This is a genomic window from Halorientalis marina (assembly GCF_023028345.1).
Classification (GTDB): domain Archaea; phylum Halobacteriota; class Halobacteria; order Halobacteriales; family Haloarculaceae; genus Halorientalis; species Halorientalis marina.
This window is the reverse complement of record NZ_CP095487.1, coordinates 665,123-689,645: the sequence shown is the minus strand read 5'-3', so window position 1 is coordinate 689,645 and position 24,523 is coordinate 665,123. Positions and strand designations below refer to the sequence as shown.

The 24,523-nt window shown below is 68.4% G+C and carries 21 protein-coding genes; 13 read left to right on the top strand and 8 right to left on the bottom strand.

The window, feature by feature from the left end; all coding sequences use genetic code 11:
• Positions 1 to 79: 79 nt before the first annotated feature.
• On the bottom strand, positions 80 to 484 hold the full coding sequence (locus MUG96_RS03700; protein ID WP_246986615.1) for a UPF0146 family protein: 405 nt from the start codon (positions 482 to 484) through the stop codon (positions 80 to 82).
• Positions 485 to 523: 39 nt separating this feature from the next.
• Here MUG96_RS03700 and MUG96_RS03695 point away from each other — a divergent pair, with 39 nt between their 5' ends.
• Positions 524 to 1,045 (top strand): archaemetzincin family Zn-dependent metalloprotease, encoded by a 522-nt coding sequence (locus tag MUG96_RS03695; protein ID WP_246986613.1) that lies wholly within the window; start codon positions 524 to 526, stop codon positions 1,043 to 1,045.
• 48 nt (positions 1,046 to 1,093) lie between these two features.
• Here the strand turns inward: MUG96_RS03695 and MUG96_RS03690 are convergent, their stop codons facing one another.
• The gene (locus tag MUG96_RS03690; RefSeq protein ID WP_246986611.1) at positions 1,094 to 1,360 is read right to left on the bottom strand and encodes a thioredoxin family protein; all 267 of its coding nucleotides are present in this window, start codon (positions 1,358 to 1,360) and stop codon (positions 1,094 to 1,096) included.
• A gap of 152 nt (positions 1,361 to 1,512) precedes the next feature.
• Here MUG96_RS03690 and MUG96_RS03685 point away from each other — a divergent pair, with 152 nt between their 5' ends.
• From MUG96_RS03685 to MUG96_RS03675, 3 genes are read left to right on the top strand one after another with little or no spacing between them, the layout of a single operon-like run.
• Positions 1,513 to 1,674 (top strand): preprotein translocase subunit Sec61beta, encoded by a 162-nt coding sequence (locus tag MUG96_RS03685; RefSeq protein ID WP_246986609.1) that lies wholly within the window; start codon positions 1,513 to 1,515, stop codon positions 1,672 to 1,674.
• Positions 1,675 to 1,712: 38 nt separating this feature from the next.
• Positions 1,713 to 2,087, top strand: a complete 375-nt coding sequence (locus tag MUG96_RS03680) for a DUF7532 family protein (protein WP_246986607.1) — start codon at positions 1,713 to 1,715, stop codon at positions 2,085 to 2,087.
• Positions 2,084 to 3,484, top strand: coding sequence for a ribonuclease FAU-1 family protein (locus tag MUG96_RS03675; RefSeq protein ID WP_246986605.1), 1,401 nt, complete (start codon positions 2,084 to 2,086; stop codon positions 3,482 to 3,484). Before MUG96_RS03680 ends, MUG96_RS03675 begins: the two co-directional genes overlap by 4 nt.
• A gap of 47 nt (positions 3,485 to 3,531) precedes the next feature.
• Here MUG96_RS03675 and MUG96_RS03670 read toward each other — a convergent pair whose 3' ends face one another.
• The gene (locus tag MUG96_RS03670) at positions 3,532 to 5,073 is read right to left on the bottom strand and encodes an LVIVD repeat-containing protein (protein ID WP_246986603.1); all 1,542 of its coding nucleotides are present in this window, start codon (positions 5,071 to 5,073) and stop codon (positions 3,532 to 3,534) included.
• An 86-nt stretch (positions 5,074 to 5,159) separates the two neighbouring features.
• On the opposite strand from MUG96_RS03670, the gene MUG96_RS03665 reads away from it, so the two are divergent.
• The gene (locus MUG96_RS03665) at positions 5,160 to 5,570 is read left to right on the top strand and encodes a hypothetical protein (protein WP_246986601.1); all 411 of its coding nucleotides are present in this window, start codon (positions 5,160 to 5,162) and stop codon (positions 5,568 to 5,570) included.
• A 1-nt stretch (position 5,571) separates the two neighbouring features.
• Here MUG96_RS03665 and MUG96_RS03660 read toward each other — a convergent pair whose 3' ends face one another.
• Positions 5,572 to 6,198, bottom strand: coding sequence for a TetR/AcrR family transcriptional regulator (locus tag MUG96_RS03660; RefSeq protein ID WP_246986599.1), 627 nt, complete (start codon positions 6,196 to 6,198; stop codon positions 5,572 to 5,574).
• Positions 6,199 to 6,582: 384 nt separating this feature from the next.
• Here MUG96_RS03660 and MUG96_RS03655 point away from each other — a divergent pair, with 384 nt between their 5' ends.
• The 4 genes from MUG96_RS03655 (at position 6,583) to MUG96_RS03640 (ending at position 12,318) form a co-directional block, all read left to right on the top strand.
• Complete coding sequence (locus tag MUG96_RS03655; RefSeq protein WP_246986597.1) at positions 6,583 to 8,265, top strand: COG1361 S-layer family protein; 1,683 nt, start codon at positions 6,583 to 6,585, stop codon at positions 8,263 to 8,265.
• A 3-nt stretch (positions 8,266 to 8,268) separates the two neighbouring features.
• The gene (locus MUG96_RS03650; RefSeq protein ID WP_246986595.1) at positions 8,269 to 10,824 is read left to right on the top strand and encodes an efflux RND transporter permease subunit; all 2,556 of its coding nucleotides are present in this window, start codon (positions 8,269 to 8,271) and stop codon (positions 10,822 to 10,824) included.
• 66 nt (positions 10,825 to 10,890) lie between these two features.
• Positions 10,891 to 11,628 (top strand): SDR family NAD(P)-dependent oxidoreductase, encoded by a 738-nt coding sequence (locus MUG96_RS03645; RefSeq protein WP_246986593.1) that lies wholly within the window; start codon positions 10,891 to 10,893, stop codon positions 11,626 to 11,628.
• A 54-nt stretch (positions 11,629 to 11,682) separates the two neighbouring features.
• Positions 11,683 to 12,318, top strand: a complete 636-nt coding sequence (locus tag MUG96_RS03640; RefSeq protein ID WP_246986591.1) for a DUF7978 family protein — start codon at positions 11,683 to 11,685, stop codon at positions 12,316 to 12,318.
• A gap of 2 nt (positions 12,319 to 12,320) precedes the next feature.
• Here MUG96_RS03640 and MUG96_RS03635 read toward each other — a convergent pair whose 3' ends face one another.
• Entirely contained in the window at positions 12,321 to 13,304 is a 984-nt protein-coding gene (locus MUG96_RS03635) for a MinD/ParA family ATP-binding protein (RefSeq protein WP_246986589.1), read from the bottom strand.
• Positions 13,305 to 13,594: 290 nt separating this feature from the next.
• Between MUG96_RS03635 and uvrA the strand changes: the two genes are divergently transcribed.
• The 3 genes from uvrA (at position 13,595) to MUG96_RS03620 (ending at position 19,710) form a co-directional block, all read left to right on the top strand.
• Positions 13,595 to 16,687, top strand: coding sequence for an excinuclease ABC subunit UvrA (uvrA, locus tag MUG96_RS03630; protein ID WP_246986587.1), 3,093 nt, complete (start codon positions 13,595 to 13,597; stop codon positions 16,685 to 16,687).
• A 126-nt stretch (positions 16,688 to 16,813) separates the two neighbouring features.
• Positions 16,814 to 18,583, top strand: coding sequence for a sensor histidine kinase (locus tag MUG96_RS03625; protein WP_246986585.1), 1,770 nt, complete (start codon positions 16,814 to 16,816; stop codon positions 18,581 to 18,583).
• 41 nt (positions 18,584 to 18,624) lie between these two features.
• Positions 18,625 to 19,710: a geranylgeranyl reductase family protein gene (locus tag MUG96_RS03620; RefSeq protein WP_246986582.1), complete on the top strand. Its 1,086-nt coding sequence runs from the start codon at positions 18,625 to 18,627 to the stop codon at positions 19,708 to 19,710.
• Here MUG96_RS03620 and MUG96_RS03615 read toward each other — a convergent pair.
• The 3 genes from MUG96_RS03615 to MUG96_RS03605 all read right to left on the bottom strand — a co-directional run bounded on the left by MUG96_RS03615 (position 19,707) and on the right by MUG96_RS03605 (position 23,480).
• Complete coding sequence (locus MUG96_RS03615; RefSeq protein ID WP_246986580.1) at positions 19,707 to 21,890, bottom strand: PAS domain S-box protein; 2,184 nt, start codon at positions 21,888 to 21,890, stop codon at positions 19,707 to 19,709. The two genes, MUG96_RS03620 and MUG96_RS03615, sit on opposite strands and share 4 nt — an antisense overlap.
• Positions 21,891 to 22,048: 158 nt before the next feature.
• A complete protein-coding gene (gene ygfZ / locus MUG96_RS03610; RefSeq protein ID WP_246986578.1) occupies positions 22,049 to 23,140 on the bottom strand; it encodes a CAF17-like 4Fe-4S cluster assembly/insertion protein YgfZ in 1,092 nt (363 codons plus the stop codon).
• Between the two features lie 46 nt (positions 23,141 to 23,186).
• The gene (locus MUG96_RS03605) at positions 23,187 to 23,480 is read right to left on the bottom strand and encodes a DUF6432 family protein (RefSeq protein ID WP_246986576.1); all 294 of its coding nucleotides are present in this window, start codon (positions 23,478 to 23,480) and stop codon (positions 23,187 to 23,189) included.
• Positions 23,481 to 23,620: 140 nt separating this feature from the next.
• Between MUG96_RS03605 and MUG96_RS03600 the strand changes: the two genes are divergently transcribed.
• Positions 23,621 to 24,505: a DUF7093 family protein gene (locus tag MUG96_RS03600; RefSeq protein WP_246986573.1), complete on the top strand. Its 885-nt coding sequence runs from the start codon at positions 23,621 to 23,623 to the stop codon at positions 24,503 to 24,505.
• Positions 24,506 to 24,523 lie beyond the last annotated feature (18 nt).

The window sequence follows — 24,523 nt, the reverse complement described above, 5'->3', positions numbered from 1 at the left end:
ATCGCTCCCATGGAGTAAATCGCTTCTGACCGAAACCGGCCGCGTCACTCACAGCGGTACAGCGCGGACGCTCGCCCCGTCAGGCGTGGGTAGCTGACTCGACCACGAACAGCGTCGTCCGGTCGCCCGGAAGCGACACCCGGCGAACGGGGACGGTCGCCGGATCGCCACCGAGCGTGGTGAACAGACAGTCCGCGTCGGCGTCGGCGGCGACCGCACGGAGCGGGGCCTGGAGTTCCGGCGGGCAGTTCAGCGCGTAGACGGCGTCGGCGTCGGCGTAGACGGCGGGGTCGGGGTCGGTCACGTCGTCGCGGACGAAGGCCACGCCGTCGGGGACCGACCGCCGGTGAACGTCGGTCGCAGTGACGGCACAGCCTCGGTCGGCGAGGGCAGCGGCGGTGTCGGGGCGCTCGCCGATCCCGACCTCGACGAGGGCGTCGTAGCGGGCGAGGAAGCCGACGAGCGTGTCTCGTGAGTCCGACATGGCGGGATGTTTATGGGCAGCCCGGTCATATGGGTTGGCATGCACGTCGACATCGTGCCGGTCGGCGAGGTCTCCGCCCCCGTCAAGCGGGAAGCCTCCGCCGGGTTGCGGACCGTCTACGACTGTGACGCGACGGTTCACGACGCCCAGCCGGTGCCTGACGGGTCCTACGACGCCAACCGGGACCAGTACCGCGCCGAGGAGTTCATCGAGCTCGCGAGTCGCATCGGGAGCGGCGAGAAGAACATCGCCATCACGCCGAAGGACCTCTTCTACCGCCGTCGAAACTACGTCTTCGGGCTGGCCTACCTCGACGGGAACGGGAGCGTCATCTCGACGTACCGGCTCCAGACCTCCTCGGACGGCGGCTTCTCGAACCGGTCGGCCGACGACATCTTCGCCGACCGGGTCCGCAAGGAGGTCGTCCACGAGATCGGCCACACTCTCGGACTGGAGCACTGCGACAACAAACGCTGTGTCATGAACTTCTCGCCGACCGTCCGCGAAGTCGACGTGAAAGAAGAGAAACTCTGTGGCACCTGCCAGCGGCAGGTGCTGTAGGCGGAGCTCCCGGGGTCACGGACCGGAGAACGAACGCGGGAACTGCAGTCAGGCGCTGGCTTTCTGGAGGGCGTCCTCGATGTCGTCGGCCTGTGTGACGCCGACGAACCGCTCGACGATGCCGTCGTCGTTCTCGATGATCAGCGTCGGGAGCGAGCGGACCTGGTACTCGTTTGCCACGTCCTGTTCCTCGTCGACATTGACCTTCTCGAACGATACCTCGTCCCACTCCGTCTCGAGTTCCTCGAGGATCGGGTCCTGCGTCTTGCACGGACCACACCAGTCCGCGTAGAAATCTTTGAGCGTGACTGTCATGGATGCTCTACGTCGAATCTAACTTTGCGTCCCCGATAAGCGTTTCCACTGGTTCACCGGGTGATGGCGACGGCTCGCAGGCGATGTCCCAGCGGGCGACCGGGGACGCGAAGGCGAAAGGCTTACACCGAGGGACTGGCGATTGGATAGATATGAGTGGTAGCAGCGACGGCGGCGGACTGATGTCCAGTGCCGGCCTGGTCCGGTACTTCGACGCCGAGGACACTAACGCGATCCGCATCGACCCGCGAACGGTCGTCGCGGTCGGGGCCTTCTTCGGCCTCCTCGTGCAGATCATGAACGCCCTGTTCTAACGCGGTTCTTTTAGGAACCCGGCGCGCCAACCCCGGGTATGCACTTCGACCAGCGGACACAGCGGGCGCTCCGCGAGGCCGGCCTCTCGACCGCCGAGATCGAGGACGCGTCGGCGGCCGTCGTCGCGGCCACCGAGGACGCCGCGGCCGATCTGGAAGCGTTCTTCGACGGACTCGCCACCGTCTACTCCGACATGGACCTCGCCCACAGCAGCGGCGACACCGCCGAGCACACGGTGGAGTACGTCGACCTCTACACGCACGCCGCGGACCTGCGGGGCTATCTGAAGTTCGAGGGCTGGGGGGTACCCGTCGAGGGGGGGCGCGTCCTGAGCGACGACGTGGTGGAACTGCGACTGGGGGACACGGTGAACGACCGCGTGCGGTTCGCGACGGACCGGGACGCCCCATGAACGTCAGGGTCCGTGGCATCTACAGCACGGCCCTGACCGCCCTGTTCGAGGGCCACGACGACCTCCGGGTCGTGCAGGCCTCCGACGCCATCGCCGAGCGGTTCGAGGCCGACCTCCCGCTGCGCCCCGCCGAGGCCGGTATCGAGACGACCCCGGATCGGCAGGGGGTGGGCGTCGTCGGCGACGCCGAGGCGGTCACGACGGTGGCCGAGGTGCTCGGGGACGTGGGCCTCGACGCGCTGGTCTGGGCGGATCCCGCGCCACGGGACGCGGTGTTCGACGGGCGGGTGACGGACACGCTCGGCAGCGGCGCGGTCGTCGACCTCGGGGACGCCGAGGGATGGCTCCCGTTCGGGAACAGCGACGACCGGATCGAGGAGGGCGACCGCCTGCGCGTGCAGGTCCGGGAGCCGGCGGCGCCGTGGGAGTTCGACCGCCCCCTGCTCGATACGACGCTCGAACTACCGGGGTCGCTCGCACGGCTAGTCCGCGGCGGGTCGACCGGGCGCGGCACCGGTGCCGCCGACGTGGTAGACCTCATTCCCGCAGACCCACGCGACGGCTGGGCAGTCCGGTGGGGCTGGCTGGCCGACGACGCGGAGTTCGACGCGCTCGACGCGGCGCTCGCGGCGAGGAACGAGCGCGCCGCCGACCTGGACGCGGCGCTCGCCGACGCGCCGGACCCGGCGGAGGGCGCGCCCCGCCAGGTCTGGGCGGGGTCGGCGACGCGGTGGTGCTGGTTCGGGCGCGAGTCGCGGTTCGAACTCGACGACGTGCGCGGCGACGTGGTGGCGACGATGCCCGGCCACCACCGGATCAAAGCCGGTGCCGAGGCCGCGAGTGCCGCCGTCGACTTCGTGGAGGCGATCTGCGGTACCGAGGCGACCGTCGAGGACGGCGACATGCCCTTCGAGGTCGTGACGCGGCAGTTCGGCCCGCAGGCCGGCGACAGCCTCGCCATCGATCACGGGAAGCCCGACGGCCGACTGGTCGAACTGGGCGAGGGCGAGGTCGCCGAGTGGGACTCGTCGGGCACGGTGACCGTCCGGCGGGAGATGTCGCCGGGCGGGACCTACGACGCGCTCGGGACCGACCGCGAGGCCGGCGACGTGGCCGTCACGAAGTTCAAGGAGGGGCGCTGGTGGTACGCGACGGTGTACCGCGACGCCGACGGCGAGCGGAAGGGAACCTACGTCAACGTCTGTACGCCCGTCGAAATCTTCCCCGACGCCGTCCGGTACGTCGATCTGCACGTCGACGTGGTGAAACACGGGGACGGTTCGGTCGAGCGGGTCGACGACGACGAACTCGACCAAGCGGAAGCCGCGGGGAACGTCCCCGCGGACCTTGCGGAGAAAGCTCGGAGCGTGGCGAGCGCGGTCGAGAACGCGCTCTGAGCGGCGCGGCCACGGCTCGCGGGTGCGGGCCGTCGGGCCCCAGCGGGTCAGTCCCCGCGGCGCTCGCGGAGCCGCCAGGCGCCCAACCCGAGGCCGGCGAGCGCGCCGAGGACGCCGAACCCGGGGCCGCTCCCGGCCGTCGTGTCGCCCCCCGCATCGCTGGCCTCGGTGGTCGGCGTCGGCGTGTCGGTCTCCGTCGCTGACCCGCCGGCGTCGGCAGTCGTCGTGGTTCCGGTTGGCGTGGTCGTGGTTTCGGCGGGAGTCGTCGTCGTTCCAGCGGGCGTGGTCGTCGTCCCGCCGGCCGTCGTGGTGGTTCCCGCGGGGTTCCCGTCGGGCACCGCCGTCGGCGGCCCCGCGACGGGGTCGTCGTCGGGGATCGGGAAGGTGTAGAGCCGGTAGGGGAGGTCCCGGTTCGGGTGTTCGCCGCTCGGGGCGACGAAACAGTCCTCGGTGGCGTACCGGGCGGTCCAGAAGCTCGTCTCGTCGGTGTTCCGGTAGTTGGCGATCTCGACGGGGGCGGCCGGGTCGCTGATGTCGAACACGCGGACGCCACCCTGATACCAGGAGGTGTACAGCCGGTCGCCCTGGAAGTCGAAGTTGTGGGAGGTCGTCCAGATGCCGGCGTAGGAGGGGTCCGAGGAGGGCGGCGGGTCGATCCGGGAGAGCCGCTGTGGGTCGCTCGGCGTCGAGATGTCCCAGAGCGTGACGCCGCCGGGCCCGCCCCGGCCGTCGTCGGGCCGGAGGTCCCAGGACTCGACGCCGATGCCGAGCAGCGAGGCGTCCTCGTTCACCGCGGTGTAGTGGTCGTTGCCCGGGGGCTGGGTCTGCTCGAAGGCGACCTGTGACATCCCCATCCCGGCGAACGCGGACGGGTCCCGGCCCCGGACTTTCGCGACCGGTTCGACCGACCCGGGGTCACTCACGTCGACGATCCACGTGCCGGCGTCCCAGTGTGCGAGGTAGGCGATGTCGTCCTGGACGTACACGTCGTGGAGCGACCAGAGCCGGGTGCTCACGTCGGTCCAGTCTGACTCGGCGTTGGTGATGGACCACGACCCGACTGAGACGGGGTCGCCGTCGTTCGGATCGACCATCACGAGCCCGTTGCTCCCCGACGTGTTGGCGGTGAGGTAGGCGATACCGTCGTCGAAATCGGAGTTGTGGATGGGGTAGCCGGTGTCGTAGACGCCGAGTCGTTCGGGCGCCGCCGGGTCGGACACGTCGAAAAACAGGGCGGCGCGCGGACTGCCGGAGTTGGCAGGCCCGACGACGAGCAGGGTCCCGTCGTCGTACTTCACGTCGTAGATTTCCGCCATCGGGCCGTTGGGTCGGTCGGCGAGGAGGCCGCGACGCTCGGCGAGGACGGTCGGGTTCGCCGGGTCGGCGATGTCGATGGTGACGAAGCCGTCGTCCACGGCGGCGACGGCGACGGTGCCGCTCTCGTCGACGACCGTCTCTTTGATTCCCGGGACCGAAACACGCCCGAGCGGGCCGAAGGAGGACTGTGTCGTGCTGGCGGAGGCTCCGCCGACGACCGCCGGGAGCGTCGCGGCCCCGGCCGTCGCCGTCAGGAACTGGCGGCGATCCATGTGGGTACCGCGGGCCCCCGATTACGTATCCGTTGTGGTCGTCGCGGCGCGACAGTTTCAAGACCGAGCGTGACAAATACTAACAGATGGCACGGAACGACGAACTGACGGACGAGATCGGCGAGCGCGAGCGGGAGGCGCTCCACCAGGTCGAACTCGGTGCCGAGTGGCTCCACCGGGCACACGGCCACCTCGTGGAGTTTCACCACAACACGGGCCACGCGATGGACCACCTGGCGGCGGCGGAGACGGCGCTTCGCGAGTGCGGGCGAACGGACCTGGCGGACGCGCTCCGGGATCGGTACCTGCCACGCGGCGTCATCGACGAGGACCGGTGGTCCTACGACGTGGTGGAGTCGTTTCAGGAGGAGTTCCTGGCGGACGTGACGGCCTTCGAGACGCGGGCGCGTGACGAGATCGCGGACGGGCGGCGACACGTGACCGAACGCGCACAGGAGCGAGCCTGGAAGGACCGGGCGCGCGACGGCGAAAAGTGAGTCAGTCGGCGGCGTCGTACCCGTCGGCGAGCAGGCGGAGACGGATGTACTCGTTCAGTTCTTCGTGGACGACGTCGATGTCGACGTCCTCGATGGTCGTATAGCGGACGAAGGCGCCGTCGAGTATCGTCAGGAGCGTGTCGGCGACCCGCTGGGGGTCGACCTCGCAGAAGGTTTTCTCCTCGATCCCGTCCTGGATGATCTCGACGATTCGGGACCGGATGAAGGTCTCGTTGGCGGTGAACTGCTCGCGGAAGGACCCGTCGTGGGCGGCCTGTGCGCGCAGTTCGGTCATCGCCCCGATGAAATCCAGTCGGTCCGGCGTGAGGAGGTTCTCGAAGACGTGGTCGAAAGCGAATACGAGCTGTTGGTAGGCGTCGGGTTGTTCCTCGAAAGGGATGTCCTCGGCCATCTGTTCGAGCATGAAGCTCAGGAAGTCGATCAGCAGGTCGTCTTTGCTGTCGTAGTGATGATAGAGCAGGGATTTGCTCTTCTCGAACTCGTCGCCGATCCGCTGGATCGTCAGGTCCGCGTACCCGTGTTCGGCCAGCGCGTCGTAGGTCGCCTGCATGATCGCCTCGCGGGTGCTGCCCGGCTCGCCTTCGAACGCGCCCATCCGCTCTGCCATTGTTGAATGAATATTCAGTCACTCGTTAATAGCCTTTCGACTCGTTTTCGGCAGTCTCGGTCCGAGTCGAAAGGTACTTGTGTTGAATGAACGTTCAGTCAAGGTAAGCAACCGGAGAGTCATCAGGCATACATGAATCGGAAACACGTTGCGGTGTTACTGACAGTCGGACTGGTCGCGGCGCCGGCCGTCGGGGTGGCACAGCAGGCGGGGATATGGGGAAGTCCGGATCTATCGGCGACAGTCCCGGACAACACGTTCGTGGCCGGAGAGGACGCACAGGTGACGTTGACACTTTCGAACTCCGGAGACCTCGACAGAGGATCGAACAGTAATCCTGCGCTCAATAGCGAAGTTCAGACAGCACGCGGGGTCGACGTGACAGTGAATCGAAACGGGGCCCCGGTCGAAATCAGAACCGGAACACAGACGCTCGGTTCGCTCCCGAACGGGCAGACGGCACAGTTGCCCTTCGCCGTCTCGATCGATGAAGACGCCGAACCAGGCACGTACGAACTCGAAGCGGTGGTCGAGTACGAGCACACGGCGTACATTTCGCTGAGTGAGGGGACCAGGAGCACCGATTACACGAAGCGGAGATTCGATGTCGAGATCGAAGTCGACGACCGCGCACGGTTCGAGATCGTCGACACGGAGACGGACATGCGGGTCGGCTCGGCCGGCACCATCGACGTGACGATGGAGAACGTCGGCAGCGAGACGGCCTCGGATACGAACGTCGCGCTCGCTTCGCAGAACGCGGACGTCACGTTCGGCCAGTCCGCCGAGGCGAGCCGGTACGTCGGCGAGTGGGAACCCGGCGAGGTCCGGACGGTCTCCTACCAGGCGAACACGGCGCCGACGGCCGAGCAACAACAGTACTCGTTCACCGCGACGGCGAACTTCGAGGACAGCGACGGGACGCCCCGACAGTCCTCGGCGCTCTCGCTCGGCGTGACCCCACAGCCGGAACAGGATTTCAGCGTCGTCGACATCGAGAGCACGGTCGCGGTCGGTGACACCGGCTCGCTGACGCTCACCATGGAGAACACCGGGTCAATCCCGGTCAACGACGCGACGGTCGCGCTCGAATCGACGAGTTCGGACATCGTGTTCGGGCAGTCCGGGTCGACGAGCGGGTTCGTCGGCGACTGGGCGCCCGGCGAGCAGCGGGAACTCACCTTCGACGTGACCGCGACCGACAGCGCCGAGACGCGGAGTTACGCGCTCCGGGCGACGGTCAACTACGACGACCAGGACGACGACGCCGGGCAGTCCAGACCGATCTCGCTCGGGCTGACACCCGCGCCCGAGACCGGCTTCACCCTCTCGAACGTCTCGAACACGCTCCGGGTCGGTGACGAGGGAGCCATCCGCGGGACCATCACCAACGACGGCGAGACGACCGTCAGCGACGCCGTTATCCAGTTCACGACCGAAAACGAGAACGTCAATCCCACCGAGCGGGAGTACTCCATCGGGAACCTCCAGCCCGGCGAATCGACGGACTTCCAGTTCACCGTCGAGATCAACGAGGGCGCCGACGCCGGCCCCCGCCAGTTCTCGTTCGTGACGGAGTACCGCAACCAGGACGGTGACCAGCGCGCCAGCGACGAACTGCTGACGCGACAGACCGTCGGCAGGCAACTGGACACCTTCGCCGTCGAGGTCGTCGAGGGGACAGTCCAGAACGGCGGCTCCGCGGGGATGCAGGTGCGCGTCACCAACCAGAAAAACGAGACGCTGACCAACATCGACGCGAAACTGTTCGACGAGGACCCGATCACGGCGGCGGATTCGACGGCGTTCATCGACGAACTGGGGCCCGGCGAGTCCGAGACGATCAACTTCACCGTCTCGGCCAGCGGCGCCAGCGCGAAGTCCTACCCGCTCAAACTGGACTTCCAGTACGACGACGAAGAGGGTGACACGCAGGTCTCGAACACCAAGCGCGTGCCGGTGCAGGTGACCGAGCAGGAGGGGGGTGGCGGTCTCCCGCTCCCGCTCATCGGCATCGGCGCGGCACTGGTCATCGGTATCGGCGCGTTCATCAGGTTCCGCGACTAGGCAATGGACTACCAGCGAGTCATCGACCGGATCGACGACGCCATCGTCAACCGGCCCGGCCGGATCATCCTCGCCTTCCTCGCCCTGACGGCCGTGTTCACGCTCGGCCTGGGCAACATCAGCACCGCGGCCGGCACCTCGCAGTTCACGACCGGGCTCCCGGCAGAGGAGGCCTTCGACGAGGTCCAGACCGACTTCAATCCGCCCTTCAGCACGGACACCGGCAGCACACAGCTCATCCAGTCACATCCGAACGTACTCTCGAAGCCGGCGCTGGTCCGGATGCTGACGGCACAGGAGCGGCTGAACGGCCGGCCGAGCCTCCGGGTCACCTCCACGTCGAGCGCGGCGGGTATCGTCGCGCGACAGCTCGATCCGTCGGCGAGGACGCCGGCCGAACAGCGCGAGGCCGTCGAGGACGCGACGCCCGGACAGATCGACGCCGCCGTCCGGCGGGCCGCGGCGGAGAACGAGCGGTTCGCCAGCATCGTCAGTGACGACTTCAACCGCCGGTCGAGTTCCGCGTCGGCGACCATCGGCATCGTCGACCACGAGATTCCAGCGGGCCTCTCGACCGGGTCGGGACAGGGCGGCTCCAGCCCGCTGACGCCCCTCCAGGAGCGGTCGAAGTTCGTCGTCGAGTCGGTCGGTGGCGGGATCACGGTCTTCGGCTCGGGGATCATCGCCAACGAGTTCTCCAGCGTCATCACCGACTCGCTTCTGATCGTCGTGCCCGCGGCGGTCATCCTCATCACGCTCTTTCTGATCGTCGCCTACCGCGACCTCGTCGACCTCCTGCTCGGCGTCTCCGCGCTCGCGATGACGATCATCTGGACGTTCGGGTTCATGGGGCTGGCCGGCATCGCCTTCAGTCAGATGCTCATCGCGGTGCCGCCCCTGCTGCTGGCGGTCGGGATCGACTTCGGTATCCACGCCATCAACCGCTACCGCGAGGAGACGATCACCGGCAAGAGCATCTCGGAGTCGATGCGGATCACGACCGACCAGCTGATCGTCGCCTTCTTCATCGTCACCGGGACGACGGTCATCGGGTTCGCGTCGAACTTCACCTCCAGCCTCCCGCCGATCCAGGACTTCGGACTGGTCGCCGCCATCGGCATCGTCTTCACGTTCCTCATCTTCGGCATCTTCCTCCCGGCGCTGAAGACGTGGGTGGACTACAGGCGCGAGGACTACCCGATCCCGACGTTCAGTACGACGCCGCTCGGCTCCGAGGACTCCAAGCTATCGGGGGTACTCCGGATCGGCGTGTCCATCTCCGACGTTGCGCCGGTCGCCTTCCTGCTCATCGTCCTCGTCGGGACGGCTGGCGCGGGCTACTACGCGACCGGCGTCGACACCTCCTTCGCACAGGAGGACTTCCTCCCACCGGAGGACAACCCCGACTGGATCATGGACCTCCCGGAGCCGTTCCGGCCCAACGACTACACCGTGACCGAGACGACGAACTTCCTCGAAGACAAGTTCAGCTCCACGCAGTCCTCGTCGGCCACGATATACGTCGAGGGACCGATGGAGAAAGATTACGCCCTGGAGAGTATCCACAAGGCCAACCAGAACCCGCCGGACTCGTTCGTCAGTTCCGACCGCGAGGCCCAGCCGACGAGCATCCTCTCGGTGATCCAGCAGCGGGCCGAGCGCGACGAGGAGTTCGCGCGCCTGGTCGCCCGGAACGACCTGAACGACAACGGCGTCCCGGACGACGACCTCGGGGAGATATACGACTACCTGCTGGCCTCGGACTCGCGTGACCGGGCCCTGGAGTACATGACCGCGGACCGTCGGAGTGCTCGCGTCGTCTACACGGTCAAGTCCGACGCCGAGCAGAGCGTGGTCACGAACGACGCCCGCGCAGTGGCCGACGACTACCAGATGACGGCGATCGCGACGGGTCAGATCGTCGTCTTCCAGGCGGTCTCGGACGTGATCCTCGAATCCGCACTCGTCAGCCTCGCGGTTGCCCTCGCGGGCGCGACGCTGTTCCTGTTGTTCGCCTACCGGCTGTTCGAGGGGGCTGCGAGCCTCGGAGCGGCCAACATCGTGCCCATCGTGATGACGGTCACGCTGGTCGCCGCGTCGATGCGGTTCTTCGACATCCCGTTCAACGCCATCACGGCGACGATCCTCGCCATCACCATCGGGCTGGGGATCGACTACTCGGTCCACGTCACTCACCGCTTCGCCGACGAGCGCGAAATGAACGACCTGAACACGGCGCTCGACCGCACCGTCCGCGGGACCGGCGGCGCCCTGCTCGGCAGCATGGTCACCACCGTCTCGGGCATCGGCGTCCTCGCACTGGCGCTGTTCCCGGCCATCGGCCAGTTCGGCATCCTCACGGGGCTGTCGATCTTCTACGCCTTCGTGGCCTCCGTGTTCGTGCTCCCCTCGGTGCTGGTCATCTGGGACCGCTTCTTCGGTCCGGACCACGCCGACACCGACACCGGGACCGGGCCGGCTCCGCGGCCGGAACTCGGCCCCGAGCCCGCGACCGGAACGCCCAACCCGGACGTGGACATCGACAGCGAGGACGACTGACGGGCCCCGTCGGACCCCCGCCCCCGGACCACCGGCGATTAAGCCTGTTCGACCCGAAGCGGGGGTATGCTCGCACCCGACCTCGCGGGGCGGACGGCACTGGTAACCGGGAGCGCGAAAGGCGTCGGCCGGGAGTTCCTGCTCGCCATCGCGGCCTGTGGCGCGGACGTGGCAGTCCAGTACCGGACCAGCCCCGACGCCGCCGCGGAGGTGGCCGACCGCGCCCGCGAACACGGCGTCGCGGCCGCCGCCGTCGAGGCCGACGTGACCGACCCCGACGACGTGGCCGCCATGTTCGAGTCCGTCGAGGCGACCCTCGACACGGTCGACATCCTCGTCAACAACGTCGGCGCGTTCGCCCCCCGCCACTGGGAGGACATCGACTTCGAGACCTGGCAGACCGTCCTGGAGACGAACCTGAACGGGACCTACCTCTGTGCGAAGGCGGCACTCCCGGCGATGCGCGAGCAGGCGTGGGGCCGGATCGTCAACGTCGGCTACGCCAGCGGCGAGCGAGCACTCGTGAGCCCGAAGAACTTCCCGTACTTCGTGGCGAAGACGGGCGTGTTGATGTTCACGCGGATGCTCGCGGCCGACACCAGTGAGTCGGGGGTCACGGTCAACGCCGTCTCCCCGTACGTCGTCGAGAACTCCGACGAGTTCCCCGACGACCTGCCCCGCGGCCGCCCGGCCTCTTTCGAGGACATGGTCCAGCCGCTCCTCTTTTTCCTCGACGAGGACAGCGACTACATCAGCGGCGCGAACGTCGAGGTGTCGGGCGGCTGGCTCCCCGAGACGGTCTGACAGCGGTCTGACAGCCGCCGGAACGTTTTTTCGACATCGGGTCGGGCATCCGGTGTGGCACAACGAGACGTGACGGACGGCGACGCGAGTGGCGGAGCGGCTGACGGCCTGCGGGCACGGGCCGAGGCGTTCCCGTGGCCGGTCGGGCTGGCGGCGGGGGTCGGCGCGTTCATCGTCGGCTACCTCGCCGTCGTCGGCTACATGCTCGTCGGCATCGCTCCCCTCCAGGGGGGGATCGTCGACAGGCTCGTCGGCGTCGGGTTCATCTTCTACAACGCACACACGATCCCGGTGGTCTCCGCCGACCCGACGGTCATCAGCCGCATTCCGAACCCGGTGTCCGGCGCGGCGATCCCCTGGGCGTACTACGGGATTCCGGTGGTCGCGCTGACCGTCGCCGGCGGCCTGTTCACCTACTGGTACCGGCCGCCCGAGCAGGACGCGTTCGTCGCCGTGGCGACCGGCGCGGCCATGACCATCGGCTACCTCCTGCTCGCGCTGGTCGGGACGTTCGCGTTCACGCAGTTCGGGGTGCTGTACCCCGACCGACTGTGGACGCTCGGTGCCGCCCTCGCGTACCCGCTGGTCTGTGGCACGCTCGGCAGTATCGTCGCACAGCCGTCGCTGGCGGGCGAGACCGAAAACGAAGCGGGAACTGAGAGAAGTGGCGGCGAGGGTGGAGACGGCTAGACTCAGTCGTCGTTGCCGGAAATGGCGCTGACGAAGCGGTCGATCCGACCGCCGTTCTCCTCGGAGTCGCCCGCCGTCGACGCGTCGTCACCGCCGGACCCGGATTCCTCGTCGCCGGCGTCCCCGGTGTCGGCAGTCGTCTCGACGCGCACGTCGGGCTCGTCGTCGAGTTCCGATTCGTCGGGAGCCTCGGGTGCGTCGGTGACGTCGGGGGCGTCGTCGGCGACCGGCACGGGTTCGAGGGTCTCGGTGATACGGGGGGTGACGCCCTCGATATCGAGGACGGCGGCCGGGTCGGCGGCGGAGATTTCGCTGCCGATCAGTAGCCGGACGAGCAGCGTCCGGTAGGGCCGAAGCGGGTCGGTGCCGGGAACGTCGAGGTCGGGGACCGTCGCCAAGTGGTCGACGCCGACGGTCTCGACGACGTCGCCCTCGTCGAGGCCGTGACAGACGCGGGAGACGACGAGGCCGGCGACGGAACCACCGACCTTTTCGACGAACTCGACGGTCTTTTTCGCGTCGAGGACCGCCGCCTCGCGGGGCGTCGTCACGACGATTGTCTCGTCGGCGAGCTGGATCGGGACGGCCGTCTCCCGGGTGACGCCGCTGGCCGTATCCAGCACGATGGTATCGTACTCGGTGGCGAGTTCGTCGACGACCTCGTTCAGGCCCTCGGGATCGGCCCGGGCGAAGTCGTCGAGGTCGGTCGACCCCGGCAGGATGTCGAGCCGACCCGCCGTGTCGAGGACGTCCTCGGACTCCTCGATCAGCGCCGCCGAGAGCGTCGCCGTCCCGGCCAGGACGTCGTGCAGTGTCGGGTCGTGTGCCAGGCCGATGAGGTCCTGGAGATTGGACATCGCGAGGTCGGCGTCCACGAGCGCGACCTCCCGTCCCGTCGCCCGCAGCGTCGCTGCGAGGTTCGCAGCGGTCGTCGTCTTGCCGACACCACCCTTGCCGCCGGCAACCGCATACACTGTAGCAGGCATCACTTCTTCACAACGGTCGCTTGCACAATAAATAATCACAGCCATCGAGTAAGTATCCTAACTGATTCTCCCAGCACCCGGCTCGAGCCGGCGTTCTCACCGTTCGAAACCGTATTTTCACCGACGAAATCGGGCGTGAGAGGGGTTCATACTCCGATCTCTCGTCCTCGGTCGTGAGAGCGGGGTCGCGGCGTCGGTTGGGGAGGCGCAATCGAGCGCTCGCGGTGCCCGGCCGGGCGCCGAGTGGGAACCGACAGTGTTTCACTGGCCCCGCCCGTGGGCGTGTCTAGATGAGCAAGGACCACATCGAGGTTCGCGGGGCGGAGGAACACAACCTGAAGGACGTGGACGTCTCCATCCCGCGGGAACAGCTGACGGTCGTGACGGGCCTGTCGGGTTCGGGGAAGTCCTCGCTCGCATTCGAGACGGTCTACGCCGAGGGCCAGCGGCGCTACATCGAGTCGCTGTCGGCCTACGCCCGGAACTTCCTCGGGCAGATGGACAAACCGCAGGTCGAGAACGTCGAGGGGCTCTCGCCCGCGATCAGCATCGACCAGAAAAACGCCGCCAACAACCCGCGGTCGACGGTCGGGACCGTCACCGAACTCCACGACTACCTCCGACTGCTCTACGCCCGCGTCGGGACGCCACACTGTCCCGAGTGTGGCCGCGAGGTCGGCGAGCAGAGCGCGGGGAACATGGTCTCTCGCATCGTGGCCCTCCCCGAAGGGACGAAAGCGAAGCTCGCCGCGCCGGTCGTCCGCGACCAGAAGGGCGCCTTCGAGGACCTCTTCGACGACCTCGTGAGCGAGGGGTACGCCCGCGTCGAGGTCGACGGCGAGGCCTACGACCTGACGATGGACAGGCCGGACCTGGACGAGAACTACGACCACACCGTCGACGTGATCGTCGACCGCGTGAAAGTCAGCCCCGACGCCCGCTCGCGCATCACCGACTCCGTCGAGACCGCCCTCGAAAAGGGAGAGGGTGTCCTCAAGGTGATCCTGCCCGACCCGCCCGAGGACGTCGAACTCGGCGGCTCGTCCGTCCGCTCGACGGGGGATCTGGCGCGCGAGGCGCGAAGCGCCTCGGACGGGGCGAGCGGGGAGGGGACCGACCCGCGAGCCGACGACCGCCTCGTCGTCGAAATGTCCGAGGCCCTCGCCTGTACCCACTGCAACATCGACATCTCCGAGATCGAGACGCGGTCGTTCTCGTTCAACTCCCCCTACGGCGCCTGTCCGGAGTGTGAGGGCATCGGCTCCACCAAGGAGGTCAGCGAGGACCTCGTGATCACCGATCCCTCGAAACCGCTGAAGCACGTCTTCGAGCCCTGGAGCTACAACCGGACCTACTACTCCCGCCAGCTGGACAACGTCGCCGAGCACTTCGGCGTCGACCTCGGGACACCCTTCGAGGAACTCGACCCCGACATCCGCCGGCAGTTCCTCTACGGCACGGACGACGTCGTCCACTTCGAGTGGACGACCAAGAACGGCACCCGGGAGAAGACCGAGCGGTTCGAGGGGGTCATCCCCAACCTGGAGCGCCGGCACGTCGAGACCGACAGCGACCGCGCCCGCGAGCACATCGAGGAGTACATGGCCGTCACCACCTGCCCGGCCTGTGAGGGGACCCGACTCAAGTCGGAATCCCGGGCCGTCCTCGTGAACGGAACCACCATCACCGAGGTCAACCGGATGTCCATCGGCGACGCGCTGGAACACTTCGAGGAGATGGAAGCCGACCTCGACGAACGCGACACGAAGATCGCCGAGGAGATACTCAAGGAGATCCGCGCCCGCCTCGGGTTCATGTGCGAGGTCGGCCTGGAGTACCTCACGCTCGACCGGGAGGCCGCCACCCTCTCGGGCGGCGAGAGCCAGCGCATCCGCCTCGCGACGCAGATCGGCTCCGGCCTCGTCGGCGTCCTCTACGTCCTCGACGAGCCCTCCATCGGCCTCCACCAGCGGGACAACGACCGTCTACTGAACACCCTGGCAGAACTCCGGGACCTCGGGAACACCCTGCTCGTGGTCGAACACGACACCGAGACGATGCGGCGGGCGGACAACATCATCGACATGGGGCCCGGTCCGGGCAAGCGCGGTGGCGAAATCGTCGTCGACGGCGATTTCGACGAGGTGATCGCGGCCGAGGAGTCGGTCACCGGCGACTACCTCGCCGGGGAGCGAGCGATCCCGGTCCCCGAGACGCGGCGCGTGCCCGACCGTCGAAAGGGCACGGATGGAGCGAGCGGGGACGACGGACACGCGAGCCGCGACGCCGACGGCACCATCACCGTCCGTGGCGCGCGCCAGCACAACCTCAAAGACCTCGACGTGGACCTCCCGGTGGGCGCGTTCACCGCCATTACCGGAGTTTCGGGGTCCGGGAAGTCCACGCTAATGCACGACATCCTCTACAAGGGGCTGGCCCGGCGGATGAACGACAACACCTCCGTCGACCCCGGCGACCACGACGACATCGAGGGACTGGAACACGTCGAGACGGTCCGGCTCATCGACCAGTCGCCCATCGGCCGGACGCCGCGCTCGAACCCTGCCACGTACACCAACGTCTTCGACCACATCCGGGAACTGTTCGCCGAGACCAGCCTCGCCAAACAGCGCGGCTACGAGAAGGGGCGGTTCTCGTTCAACGTCAAGGGCGGCCGCTGTGAGGAGTGTAGCGGGCAGGGAACCGTCACGATCGACATGAACTTCCTCTCGGACGTCAAGGTCGACTGCGAGTCCTGTGGTGGCGCCCGCTACAACGACGAGACGCTCGACGTGACCTACAAGGACGCGACCATCGCCGACGTGCTGGGGATGAGCGTCGACGAGGCCGCCGAGTTCTTCGAGAGCCACCCGCAGATCAGCCGGCGGCTGAAACTCCTGCAGGACGTGGGCCTGGGCTACATGCGACTGGGCCAGCCGTCGACCACCCTCTCGGGCGGCGAGGCACAGCGCGTGAAACTCGCCGAGGAACTCGGGAAGAAAGACTCCGGGGAAACCCTCTATCTGCTCGACGAGCCGACCACCGGCCTGCACCCCGAGGACGAGCGCAAGCTCATCGACGTGCTCCACCGGCTGACCGACGACGGCAACACGGTCGTCGTCATCGAGCACGAACTCGATCTCGTCAAAAACGCCGACCACATCGTCGATCTCGGGCCGGAGGGCGGCGAGCACGGCGGCGAAGTCGTCGCGGCGGGCACCCCCGAAGCGGTCGCCCGGACCGACGAGTCCCACACCGGCCGGTATCTCCGTGACCTCCTGCCGACAGTCGACCTGGAGGGGCCGCGGTCGGACCGCGAGATCGCCGCGGAGGAGGCTGCCGAGGCCGATGGCGAGCAGGCGACCGGCGCCGGTGACGACTGACGGTCGGGTCGACCATCGGGAGGGAACGCGCGAGCGGTGAGAGCAGGGCGCGACCCCGACTGGGTTTTTATCACTGATAATCGACGGCAAATACTCATTAGCAGTGTCATGTGATGGTGGTATACTGTGACGCCGCTACCGGAGCCGGCGGTTCTCGCCCACCTCGTGCCGCTAGTGGCGACGGTACTCATAACCGCCGGCATAATTGTGTGGGTGTTCCAGCGTCGCTGGGACGTCCGTGGTGCCCGGACGTTCGTCCTCCTCTTGCTCGTCGGGGCGTTCGGGTGGCAGGCGCTGACCCTCGTGCACGTGCTGGGGACCGGCGAGGCGCTGCTTCGGCAGGTCGCCATCGCCGACAAGTTCGCCGGGATGCTCACCACCTCGCTGTTCGTCGTCTTCGTCTCGCAGTACACGAACGCCGACTACCACCGGTGGCCGGTCGTCCAGGCCGGGATCGCCGTCCAGATCGGCGGCTTCCTCCTGCTGTGGGCCACGAACCCGTTGCACGGGCTGTTCGTGAGCGGTATCTCGATGACCGGGGCGCCGTTCATCTACGCCGGGATACAGCGCGGCCCGCTCTACTACCTCCTCCTCGGTGTCACCTACGCGCTCCTGGCGCTGAGCTACTACTACATGATCGATTTCCTGCTGACCACGCGCGACGACGCGCGCTGGCAGGTGGCGCTGCTCATGCTCGGCGCGGCCAGCGTCGGGACGCTCAACACGCTCTCCATCGTGGAGGTCGTGCCGTTGCAGGGGTTCAATTACGGCTCGTACGGCTCCCTGCCGTTCGCGGTGTTCACGACCGTCAGCATCTTTCGCCTCGGACTGCTCGACATCGTGCCGGTCGCGCGGAAGACGCTGGTCGAGACGCTCCCGGACCCGGTGCTCGTCGTCGACGAAGAAGGTCGGGTCGCCGACTACAACCGCGCGGCGGCGGACCTGTGGCCGGACGTGGTCGACCACGTCGGCGACCCGCTCGACGCGGCCTGTCCCGACCTGGCCAGCCACCTCGCGTTCCCGGACGGCGGCGAGACCGTCACTGACAGAGTGTCGCTTCCCGACCGGCCCGGTATGAAGCACTTTTCGGTGCTGATCTCGCCGGTTCAGAAGGAACGGCGGGGGGACATCGTCGGTCACTCGGTGCTGGTCCGGGACGTGACCGAACTGGAGGCGTCCCGGCGCGAACTCGAACGGCAGAACGAACGGCTCGACCGCGTTGCCGGTACGATCAGCCACGACCTGCGCAACCCACTGAACGTCGCCGGCGGTCGTCTCGAACTCCTCTCGGAGGTCGTCGACGCGGACGACGAACGGGCCACGGACCACCTGACCAGCATCGAACGGGCCCACGACCGCATGAGAGAAATCATCGACGACGTGCTCACGCTGGCCCGGGAGGGGCGCGATGCCGACGAGTTCGAGGCCGTCGACATCGAGGCCGCGGCTCGCGAGGCCTGGGCCACCGTCGACACCGACACCGCGACCATCGAGGTGTCGATGACGGGCACGATCTGGGCCGACCGGAGCGGTCTCCTCACCGTCTTCGAGAACCTCTTCCGGAACTCGATAGAGCACGGCCCGGCGAGCGAGCGACCGGGGGCCACCGACGGCCCGGCCCGCGAGCGCACGGACGGTGGGACGACGACGATCCGCATCGGGGCCGTCGAGGACGGGTTCTACGTCGCGGACGACGGCCCGGGCGTGCCGGCGGACCAGCGCGACCAGGTGTTCGATCACGGCTACACGACGAGCGAGGACGGAACCGGATTCGGCCTCGCCATCGTCGAGACCGTCGCCGAGACCCACGGCTGGACGGTCGACCTCGAGGAGTCCGCGACCGGCGGCGCACGGTTCGTGTTCCGCGGCGCCTGGATCGAGGACGGGGCAGACTGAACCGGGAGACTATTGATTGTCGACTGCCAAGTTCTGCCCGAATGCACGACTTCGTCGTGGTGGGTGCCGGGCCCGCGGGATCGCGGTTCGCCCGCCGGGCGGCCGAGGCCGGGTACGACGTGCTCGTTTTCGAGCAGGGGCAGGTCGGGGAGCCGCTGGCCTGTTCGGGCCACGTCAGCACGGACGTCTGGGAGTTCACGCCGGACGGTGCCCGCGAGGCGCTCCTGCAGAACGAGATCAGCGGCGCGCGGTTCCACCGCGGCGGGCCGGGCGACGAGGCCCACCCCTTCTACAAGGACGAGGTGATCTCGAACGTCATCGACCGGGTGGGGCTGGACCGGTGGCTCGCCGACGCCGCGCGCGAGGCCGGCGCGGACCTCCGGGAGGAACACACGGTGGTCGCGGTCGAGGAGGGCCGCGACCGCGTGGCGGTGACCGCACGCGGCCCGGACGGGACCGACACGTACGAGGGGCGGATGGTCGCGGGCTGTGACGGCCCGAACTCGCGGGTGCGGTCGGAACTGGGTCTCCCGGAGCCGGACGAACTCCTCCACGGCGTCCTGGGGTTCACCGACGAGGCCGACCACGACGACTTCGTCGACGTCCACCTGACGGTGCCGCGCTTTTTCGCCTGGCGCATCCCCCGTGGCGAGGCTGGTGTCGAGTACGGGCTGGCGACGCCGCCGGGCGACGACGTGCGCGCGGCCTTCGATGAGTTCACCGGCGACTACGGCGCGGCCGTGACGCGGCGCTGTTCCGGGCTCATCCCCATCGGCCCGCCGGAGCGCGTGACCGGCAGGCGGTCGTTCCTGATCGGCGACGCCGCCGCACAGACGAAGCCGTTCACCGGCGGCGGCATCCTCTACGGGATGACGGCCGCGGACCACGCCGCACGGGAAATCGACCCCCGGGAGCCGGGGACGCTCGGGGACTACGAGCGGGCCTGGCGCGCGGACCTCCGCCAGGAGATACGGCTCGGGAAGGTCGTCCGGGCCGGCTACTCGCTGCCCGGGCCGGTCCAGGAGGCCGGACTGCGGGCGTTCGCCGGCGAGATCGGCGTCCACATGGACCGCCCGACGACGCTGTTCTCGACGGAGCAACTGAAGGCGCTGTTCTCGCGGTCCTAGGCGCACGGGAACCGGAGTCGGACGACGGTGCCGCGTGGGTCGTTGTCGACGATCTCGATCTCGCCGCCGGACTGTTCGACCGTCCAGCTGACGAGCCAGAGCCCGAGGCCGCTCCCGTGTTCGGTCGGGTTCTCGACGGTATCCCGGACGACGCGGCGCTCGAAGTCGGGGACCCTGGGGCCGTCGTCGGCGACTTCGAGCACGACGCGGTCGCCGTCGGCGCGGACGGTCACGTCGACGGTCGGCCTGTCCCGGTCGCTGTGTTCGACCACGTTTTCGAGGAGTTCGTCGACGGCGCTTCGCAGACGTCCGCGCGTCCGGATCGGGGCCTCGTCGGGTGTAGCGACCGTGATATCGGTGTCTGGGAACGCCGCACGCTTGTCGGCCACGGCGTCGGCGGCGAGCGCGGCGAGATCGAGCGTCGACGGCTCCTGTTCCTTGAGCGCGAGCACGTCACGGAAACGACGTGCATCCTGGCTCGTATCCAGCAGCTCCGCCGCGGCGTCCATCACGGCGTCGACGTGAGCGGCCGCGTCGTCGTCGAGGTCGGTCTCTTCGCGGAGCGCCTCACTCCGGCCGAGAATGACGTTCATCTTGTTCCGTAGGTTGTGCCTGAGGACGCGGTCGAGGACGGCCAGTCGTTGCTCGCGGCCCTTCGGCTCGGTGACGTCGCGGACGACACCGACCGTCCCGCCGAACTGGCCCGCCTCGAAGGGCAGCAGGCCGAGCGAGACCTCACAGAGCCGGCGGTCGCCGTCGACGGTCTCGACGACGATCTCGACCGTCACCTGGGTCGAGTCCGACGAGCTGAGCAGGTCCGCGATGCGCCGGCGGCAGACCGCGACGTCCTGTTCGTCGATCACTTTCGAGGCGTGTGCGCCGATGAGGTCGGCGCGGTCGTACCCGGTAAAGGAGACGAACGTGTCGTTGACGTCGGTGAAACAGCCGTAGGCGTCGAGCGTGTAGATGGGGTCGCCGGCGGCCTGAACGAGCGTCCGGTACTGGCCGAGTTCGCGTTCGCGCCGGACCCGCTCGGTCACGTCCCGCTGGAAGCCGAGGAAGTGTGTCGTCTCGCCGCCGTGGTCGACCGGCATCAGGTGAACCTGGTTCCAGAACGGCGTCCCGTCGGCCCGGTAGTTCCGGAGGGTGACCGTCGCCGGCTCGCGGGCCGCGATGGCGGCCCGCATCGTCGCGACCGGTTCCGGGTCGGTGTCCGTCCCCTGGAGGAACCGACAGTTCCGGCCGAGCACCTCGGCTACGTCGTAGCCGGTGATTTCGGCGAAGGCCTCGTTGGCGTAGATCAGGGGGTCGTCGTCCCGGGTCACGTCGGCGATAGTGATGCCCTCGGCGGCCGCGTCCAGGGCCGACAGGTACAGCCCGAACCGGTCCGACTTCCGCTCGCTGTCACGGAGATCGCGGAAGACGATCTGCATCCGGCCGGCCCCGTCGTCCCCGACCGCGACGGCGCTCATCGAGACGGTAACGGCGTCCCCGGTTCCGGTCGTGAGCGTCACCGGCTGCTGGATGGTTGCACGCCCGTCGATCCGGACGTCCGCCAGGAGCGACTCGACGACCGGTACGTCGCCCTCGGCGACGAACGCGGTGAGGGGGTCGCCGGTCGCGGCCTCCTGTTCGACGCCGAGCAGTCGGAGGCCGACGTCGTTCACGTAGGTGACGGTCCCGTCGTCGAGGAGACAGATGCCATCGTCGAGGAGGTCGAGCAGGCCGTGATACTGTTCGTGCCGCTCGGCGACCTCGACGGAGAGCGACCGGATACGGAGCAGTGCTCGCGCGCGGCGGCGGACGGTGACCCGCTCGAGTGGGTATGTCACGACGTCGTCGGCCAGCTCGTCGGGTCGGTCGGTGGCGGCCGCGGCGGATTCGAGCGGGGGCTCGTCGTCGGGCGTGGCAGCGAGCAAAACCGGAAGGTGTGTCGGGTCGGCCGCGGCCCGGGCCTGCTCGATGGCGTCGTGGCCGGCGGCGAGCGTCGGCCGGTCGAGGACGTACAGGTCCGGCGCGAGGCCGGGAAGTTCGTCCGGGTCGGCGGTGACCACGTCGTAGTCGGGCGCGAGCCACTCGACGAGCGTCGCGCGGGTCGCGTCGTGGGCGACGCCCACGACCACGCGAGAGCCCTCGAACGGGCCGGCGTCGGTGGCGTCTCCGCTCCCGGAGGAAGACACGTCGGTTACACCTCCGCTCGTGTCGCGGCCGGCGACCGTCTCGGCCGCCGCGACAGGTCCCGGGACCGGCGGGTATGAGACATACTAGCAGGGTCTACAAGTGGCACACGAATTAGGTTGGTGGTACTTTCGCTTTTCCGGACAGGTCCGCGGGCGAGTCACGAGTCCGGGTAGGCAGGGAGCCGGGCGGAGGCGTCAGAGCCATCGACGAACGGGAGGGCGGCGCCGGCCGCGGTGACCTCCTCGCCGTCGACGCGAACGGTGAGGTCGCTCCGGTCGGCGTCGAACTCGACGAGTGCGAGCGCGATGGGCTCCTCGCGCGTGGGGCTCTCGGCGGCGCGTGTCACCTCGCCGACGGCGCTGTCGCCGGCGAAGACCGCCGCACCCGCCTCGGGGACGGTCTCGACGGTGAGGCCGACGAGGCGGCGGCTCGGCTGGCCGCGGTTCTCGACGCGGGAGACGACCTCCTGGCCGACGTAACACCCCTTCTCGAAGTCGAGGGCGTTACGGATGCCGACGACGTTTGGAATCTCGCCTTCGAGTTCGGTGTCGAAAAGCGGCGTCCCGGCCTCCAGGGTCAGCGTCTCCCAGGTCCGGTAGCCGAACGGGGCGGCGTTCATCCCGCGGTTCTCCAGGGTGTCGAAGACGTCCTCGGCGGCGTCGGCGGCACAGATGACCTCGTAGCCCTCCTCGCCGGCGAGGCCGTCGCCGCGGACGACGGTGACGCCGCTGTCGGCCATCGACCCGCGGACGAACGAGAGGGGGGTCTCGGGAGATGCGGCCTTGTTGAGGACGCTGGCGATCTTCTCGGTGGCTTTCGGGCCGTGGACGCCGAAGACGCCGAAGTCGTCGGTGGCGACGCGAATCTCGACGTCCTGGATGAACGTCTTCTCGCGCCAGTCCTCGGCGACGGGCGCGGCGCGGGCGGGCGAGCAGAACACGAGCAGGCGCTCGCCGGCGTTGTAGACGTACATGTCGGTCTCGATGGCGCCCTGCGGGTCCAGGAGGAGCGCGTAACACCCCTGCCCGTCGTCGGGGGGGACGCGGTTGGAGACGGCGTTATCGACGAAGTCGACGCGGTCGTCGCCGGTGACCTCGACGATGCCGTATCCCATCTCGCAGACGCCGACGACCCTGCGGACGGCGGCGTGGGTACGTGCCGGGCGCCCGTAGTGGTCGACGACGCGACGGCCGCCGCGCTCGACGAAGGTGGCGTCGTGGGACGTGTGGACGGACTCGATGACGGTCATGCCACGTCGTGGGTGGGCCGCGGCCGTAAAGCCCCCGCTCCGGAGTTCAGCGGTCGAGCCACTGTCGGATGCGGTCGAGCATCGACTCGTCCTCGTCGGGGTCGTACTGCCCGATGGCGTGGTCCTCCGGGAGGATAACCGTCCGCTCGCCGTCGTCTTTCGCCTCGATGAGATCGTCCGCCTTGAGGTCCGACAGCGCCCCTTCGAGTTCGTCGATGCCGACGTCGACGTGGGACCGGAGCTCGAAGACGGTCATTCCCTCCTCCCGCCGGTCCGCGAGAGCGTCGAGCACCGCGACCTGTGTCTCGTCGCGGTCGCGGTACTCCCGCTTTGCCCTCATATCCGTTCGTTCGACCGGGTGGGTCTTACGTGTGTCCCTCGGGCCGACGGTTCGTTTCACCGCCACGACCGGTCGAAAGTCGGAGGTGTCGGCGTGACAAGCAGTACGCTTATAATCCGCTCGGCGGCATTATCGTGACAATGGGTATCAAGTGTTCGCTACTGGGTCATCGGTTCGCCGAGACGGAGGTCACCGAGGAGCGTGAAGAACAAGGGAGCGAGGTCGTGGTCACGATCAGGGAGATCGAGCGCTGTGACCGGTGCGGGGCCGAGCGGGTCGTCTCCGAGAACAAGGAGGTGACGTCGCTGGAGACGGCGGAGGCCGCGGCGGAGGACACGGACGACGAACCGGACGTCGAGACGACGGCCGGACCGAGTCCGTCGACCGGGACGGACCCCGCGCCGGACATGGACGCCGCCGAGGACGAGGCGGTCATCCTCGACGACGAGGACGACGAGGCCGAGTCCCCGGCAGCACCGGTGGAACCGGACGACGCGGGGACGGAGACGGAACCGGCGTCGGGGTCGACGGCCGAGACGACGGAACCGGACGAGCCGGAGCCGACAGCGGCAGAGGACGACGCGGTCATCCTCGACGACGAGGACGACGAACCGGAGCGTGACCCGGGCGAGTGGCCCGACGAGGCCGACGAACCGGCGGCAACCGAGGACGACCCCGGTGAACCCGACGCGGGATCGCCGGGCGAGTCCTGGCCCGACGAGGCCGATAGCGGCCCGGCGGCGGGCGACCGCACGGCCGAAGAGGTGGCCTGGCCCGACGAGGGCGACGACGGAGACGACGACGAGTGGGAGCCCGCCGAGAGCCTCACACAGAAGATCGACCAGGGCGAGGTCGAACCCGCGGGCAGCGCGACGGTCACGGTGCCGGAAGGGGAGTTCCACTGCCCCGAGTGTGAGTTCGTCACCTCCGTCGAGTCCACGTCGCTGCGTGCGGGCGATTTCTGCCCCGAGTGTCACCGCGGCTCGCTCGAACACGTTCCGGAAGGCGAGACGCGAAAAGAGTAAAACGGGGCCTGTCCAAAG

Bases quoted from the DNA above. Each gene is read 5' to 3' on its own strand.
- MUG96_RS03635 (WP_246986589.1), bottom strand. From the start codon at position 13,304: ATGCCTGCTACAGTGTATGCGGTTGCCGGCGGCAAGGGTGGTGTCGGC.
- MUG96_RS03700 (WP_246986615.1), bottom strand. From the start codon at position 484: ATGTCGGACTCACGAGACACGCTCGTCGGCTTCCTCGCCCGCTACGAC.
- MUG96_RS03650 (WP_246986595.1), top strand. From the start codon at position 8,269: ATGGACTACCAGCGAGTCATCGACCGGATCGACGACGCCATCGTCAAC.
- uvrA (WP_246986587.1), top strand. From the start codon at position 13,595: ATGAGCAAGGACCACATCGAGGTTCGCGGGGCGGAGGAACACAACCTG.
- MUG96_RS03685 (WP_246986609.1), top strand. From the start codon at position 1,513: ATGAGTGGTAGCAGCGACGGCGGCGGACTGATGTCCAGTGCCGGCCTG.
- MUG96_RS03690 (WP_246986611.1), bottom strand. From the start codon at position 1,360: ATGACAGTCACGCTCAAAGATTTCTACGCGGACTGGTGTGGTCCGTGC.
- MUG96_RS03645 (WP_246986593.1), top strand. From the start codon at position 10,891: ATGCTCGCACCCGACCTCGCGGGGCGGACGGCACTGGTAACCGGGAGC.
- ygfZ (WP_246986578.1), bottom strand. From the start codon at position 23,140: ATGACCGTCATCGAGTCCGTCCACACGTCCCACGACGCCACCTTCGTC.
- MUG96_RS03600 (WP_246986573.1), top strand. From the start codon at position 23,621: ATGGGTATCAAGTGTTCGCTACTGGGTCATCGGTTCGCCGAGACGGAG.
- MUG96_RS03605 (WP_246986576.1), bottom strand. From the start codon at position 23,480: ATGAGGGCAAAGCGGGAGTACCGCGACCGCGACGAGACACAGGTCGCG.
- MUG96_RS03675 (WP_246986605.1), top strand. From the start codon at position 2,084: ATGAACGTCAGGGTCCGTGGCATCTACAGCACGGCCCTGACCGCCCTG.
- MUG96_RS03665 (WP_246986601.1), top strand. From the start codon at position 5,160: ATGGCACGGAACGACGAACTGACGGACGAGATCGGCGAGCGCGAGCGG.
- MUG96_RS03680 (WP_246986607.1), top strand. From the start codon at position 1,713: ATGCACTTCGACCAGCGGACACAGCGGGCGCTCCGCGAGGCCGGCCTC.
- MUG96_RS03670 (WP_246986603.1), bottom strand. From the start codon at position 5,073: ATGGATCGCCGCCAGTTCCTGACGGCGACGGCCGGGGCCGCGACGCTC.
- MUG96_RS03695 (WP_246986613.1), top strand. From the start codon at position 524: ATGCACGTCGACATCGTGCCGGTCGGCGAGGTCTCCGCCCCCGTCAAG.
- MUG96_RS03620 (WP_246986582.1), top strand. From the start codon at position 18,625: ATGCACGACTTCGTCGTGGTGGGTGCCGGGCCCGCGGGATCGCGGTTC.
- MUG96_RS03660 (WP_246986599.1), bottom strand. From the start codon at position 6,198: ATGGCAGAGCGGATGGGCGCGTTCGAAGGCGAGCCGGGCAGCACCCGC.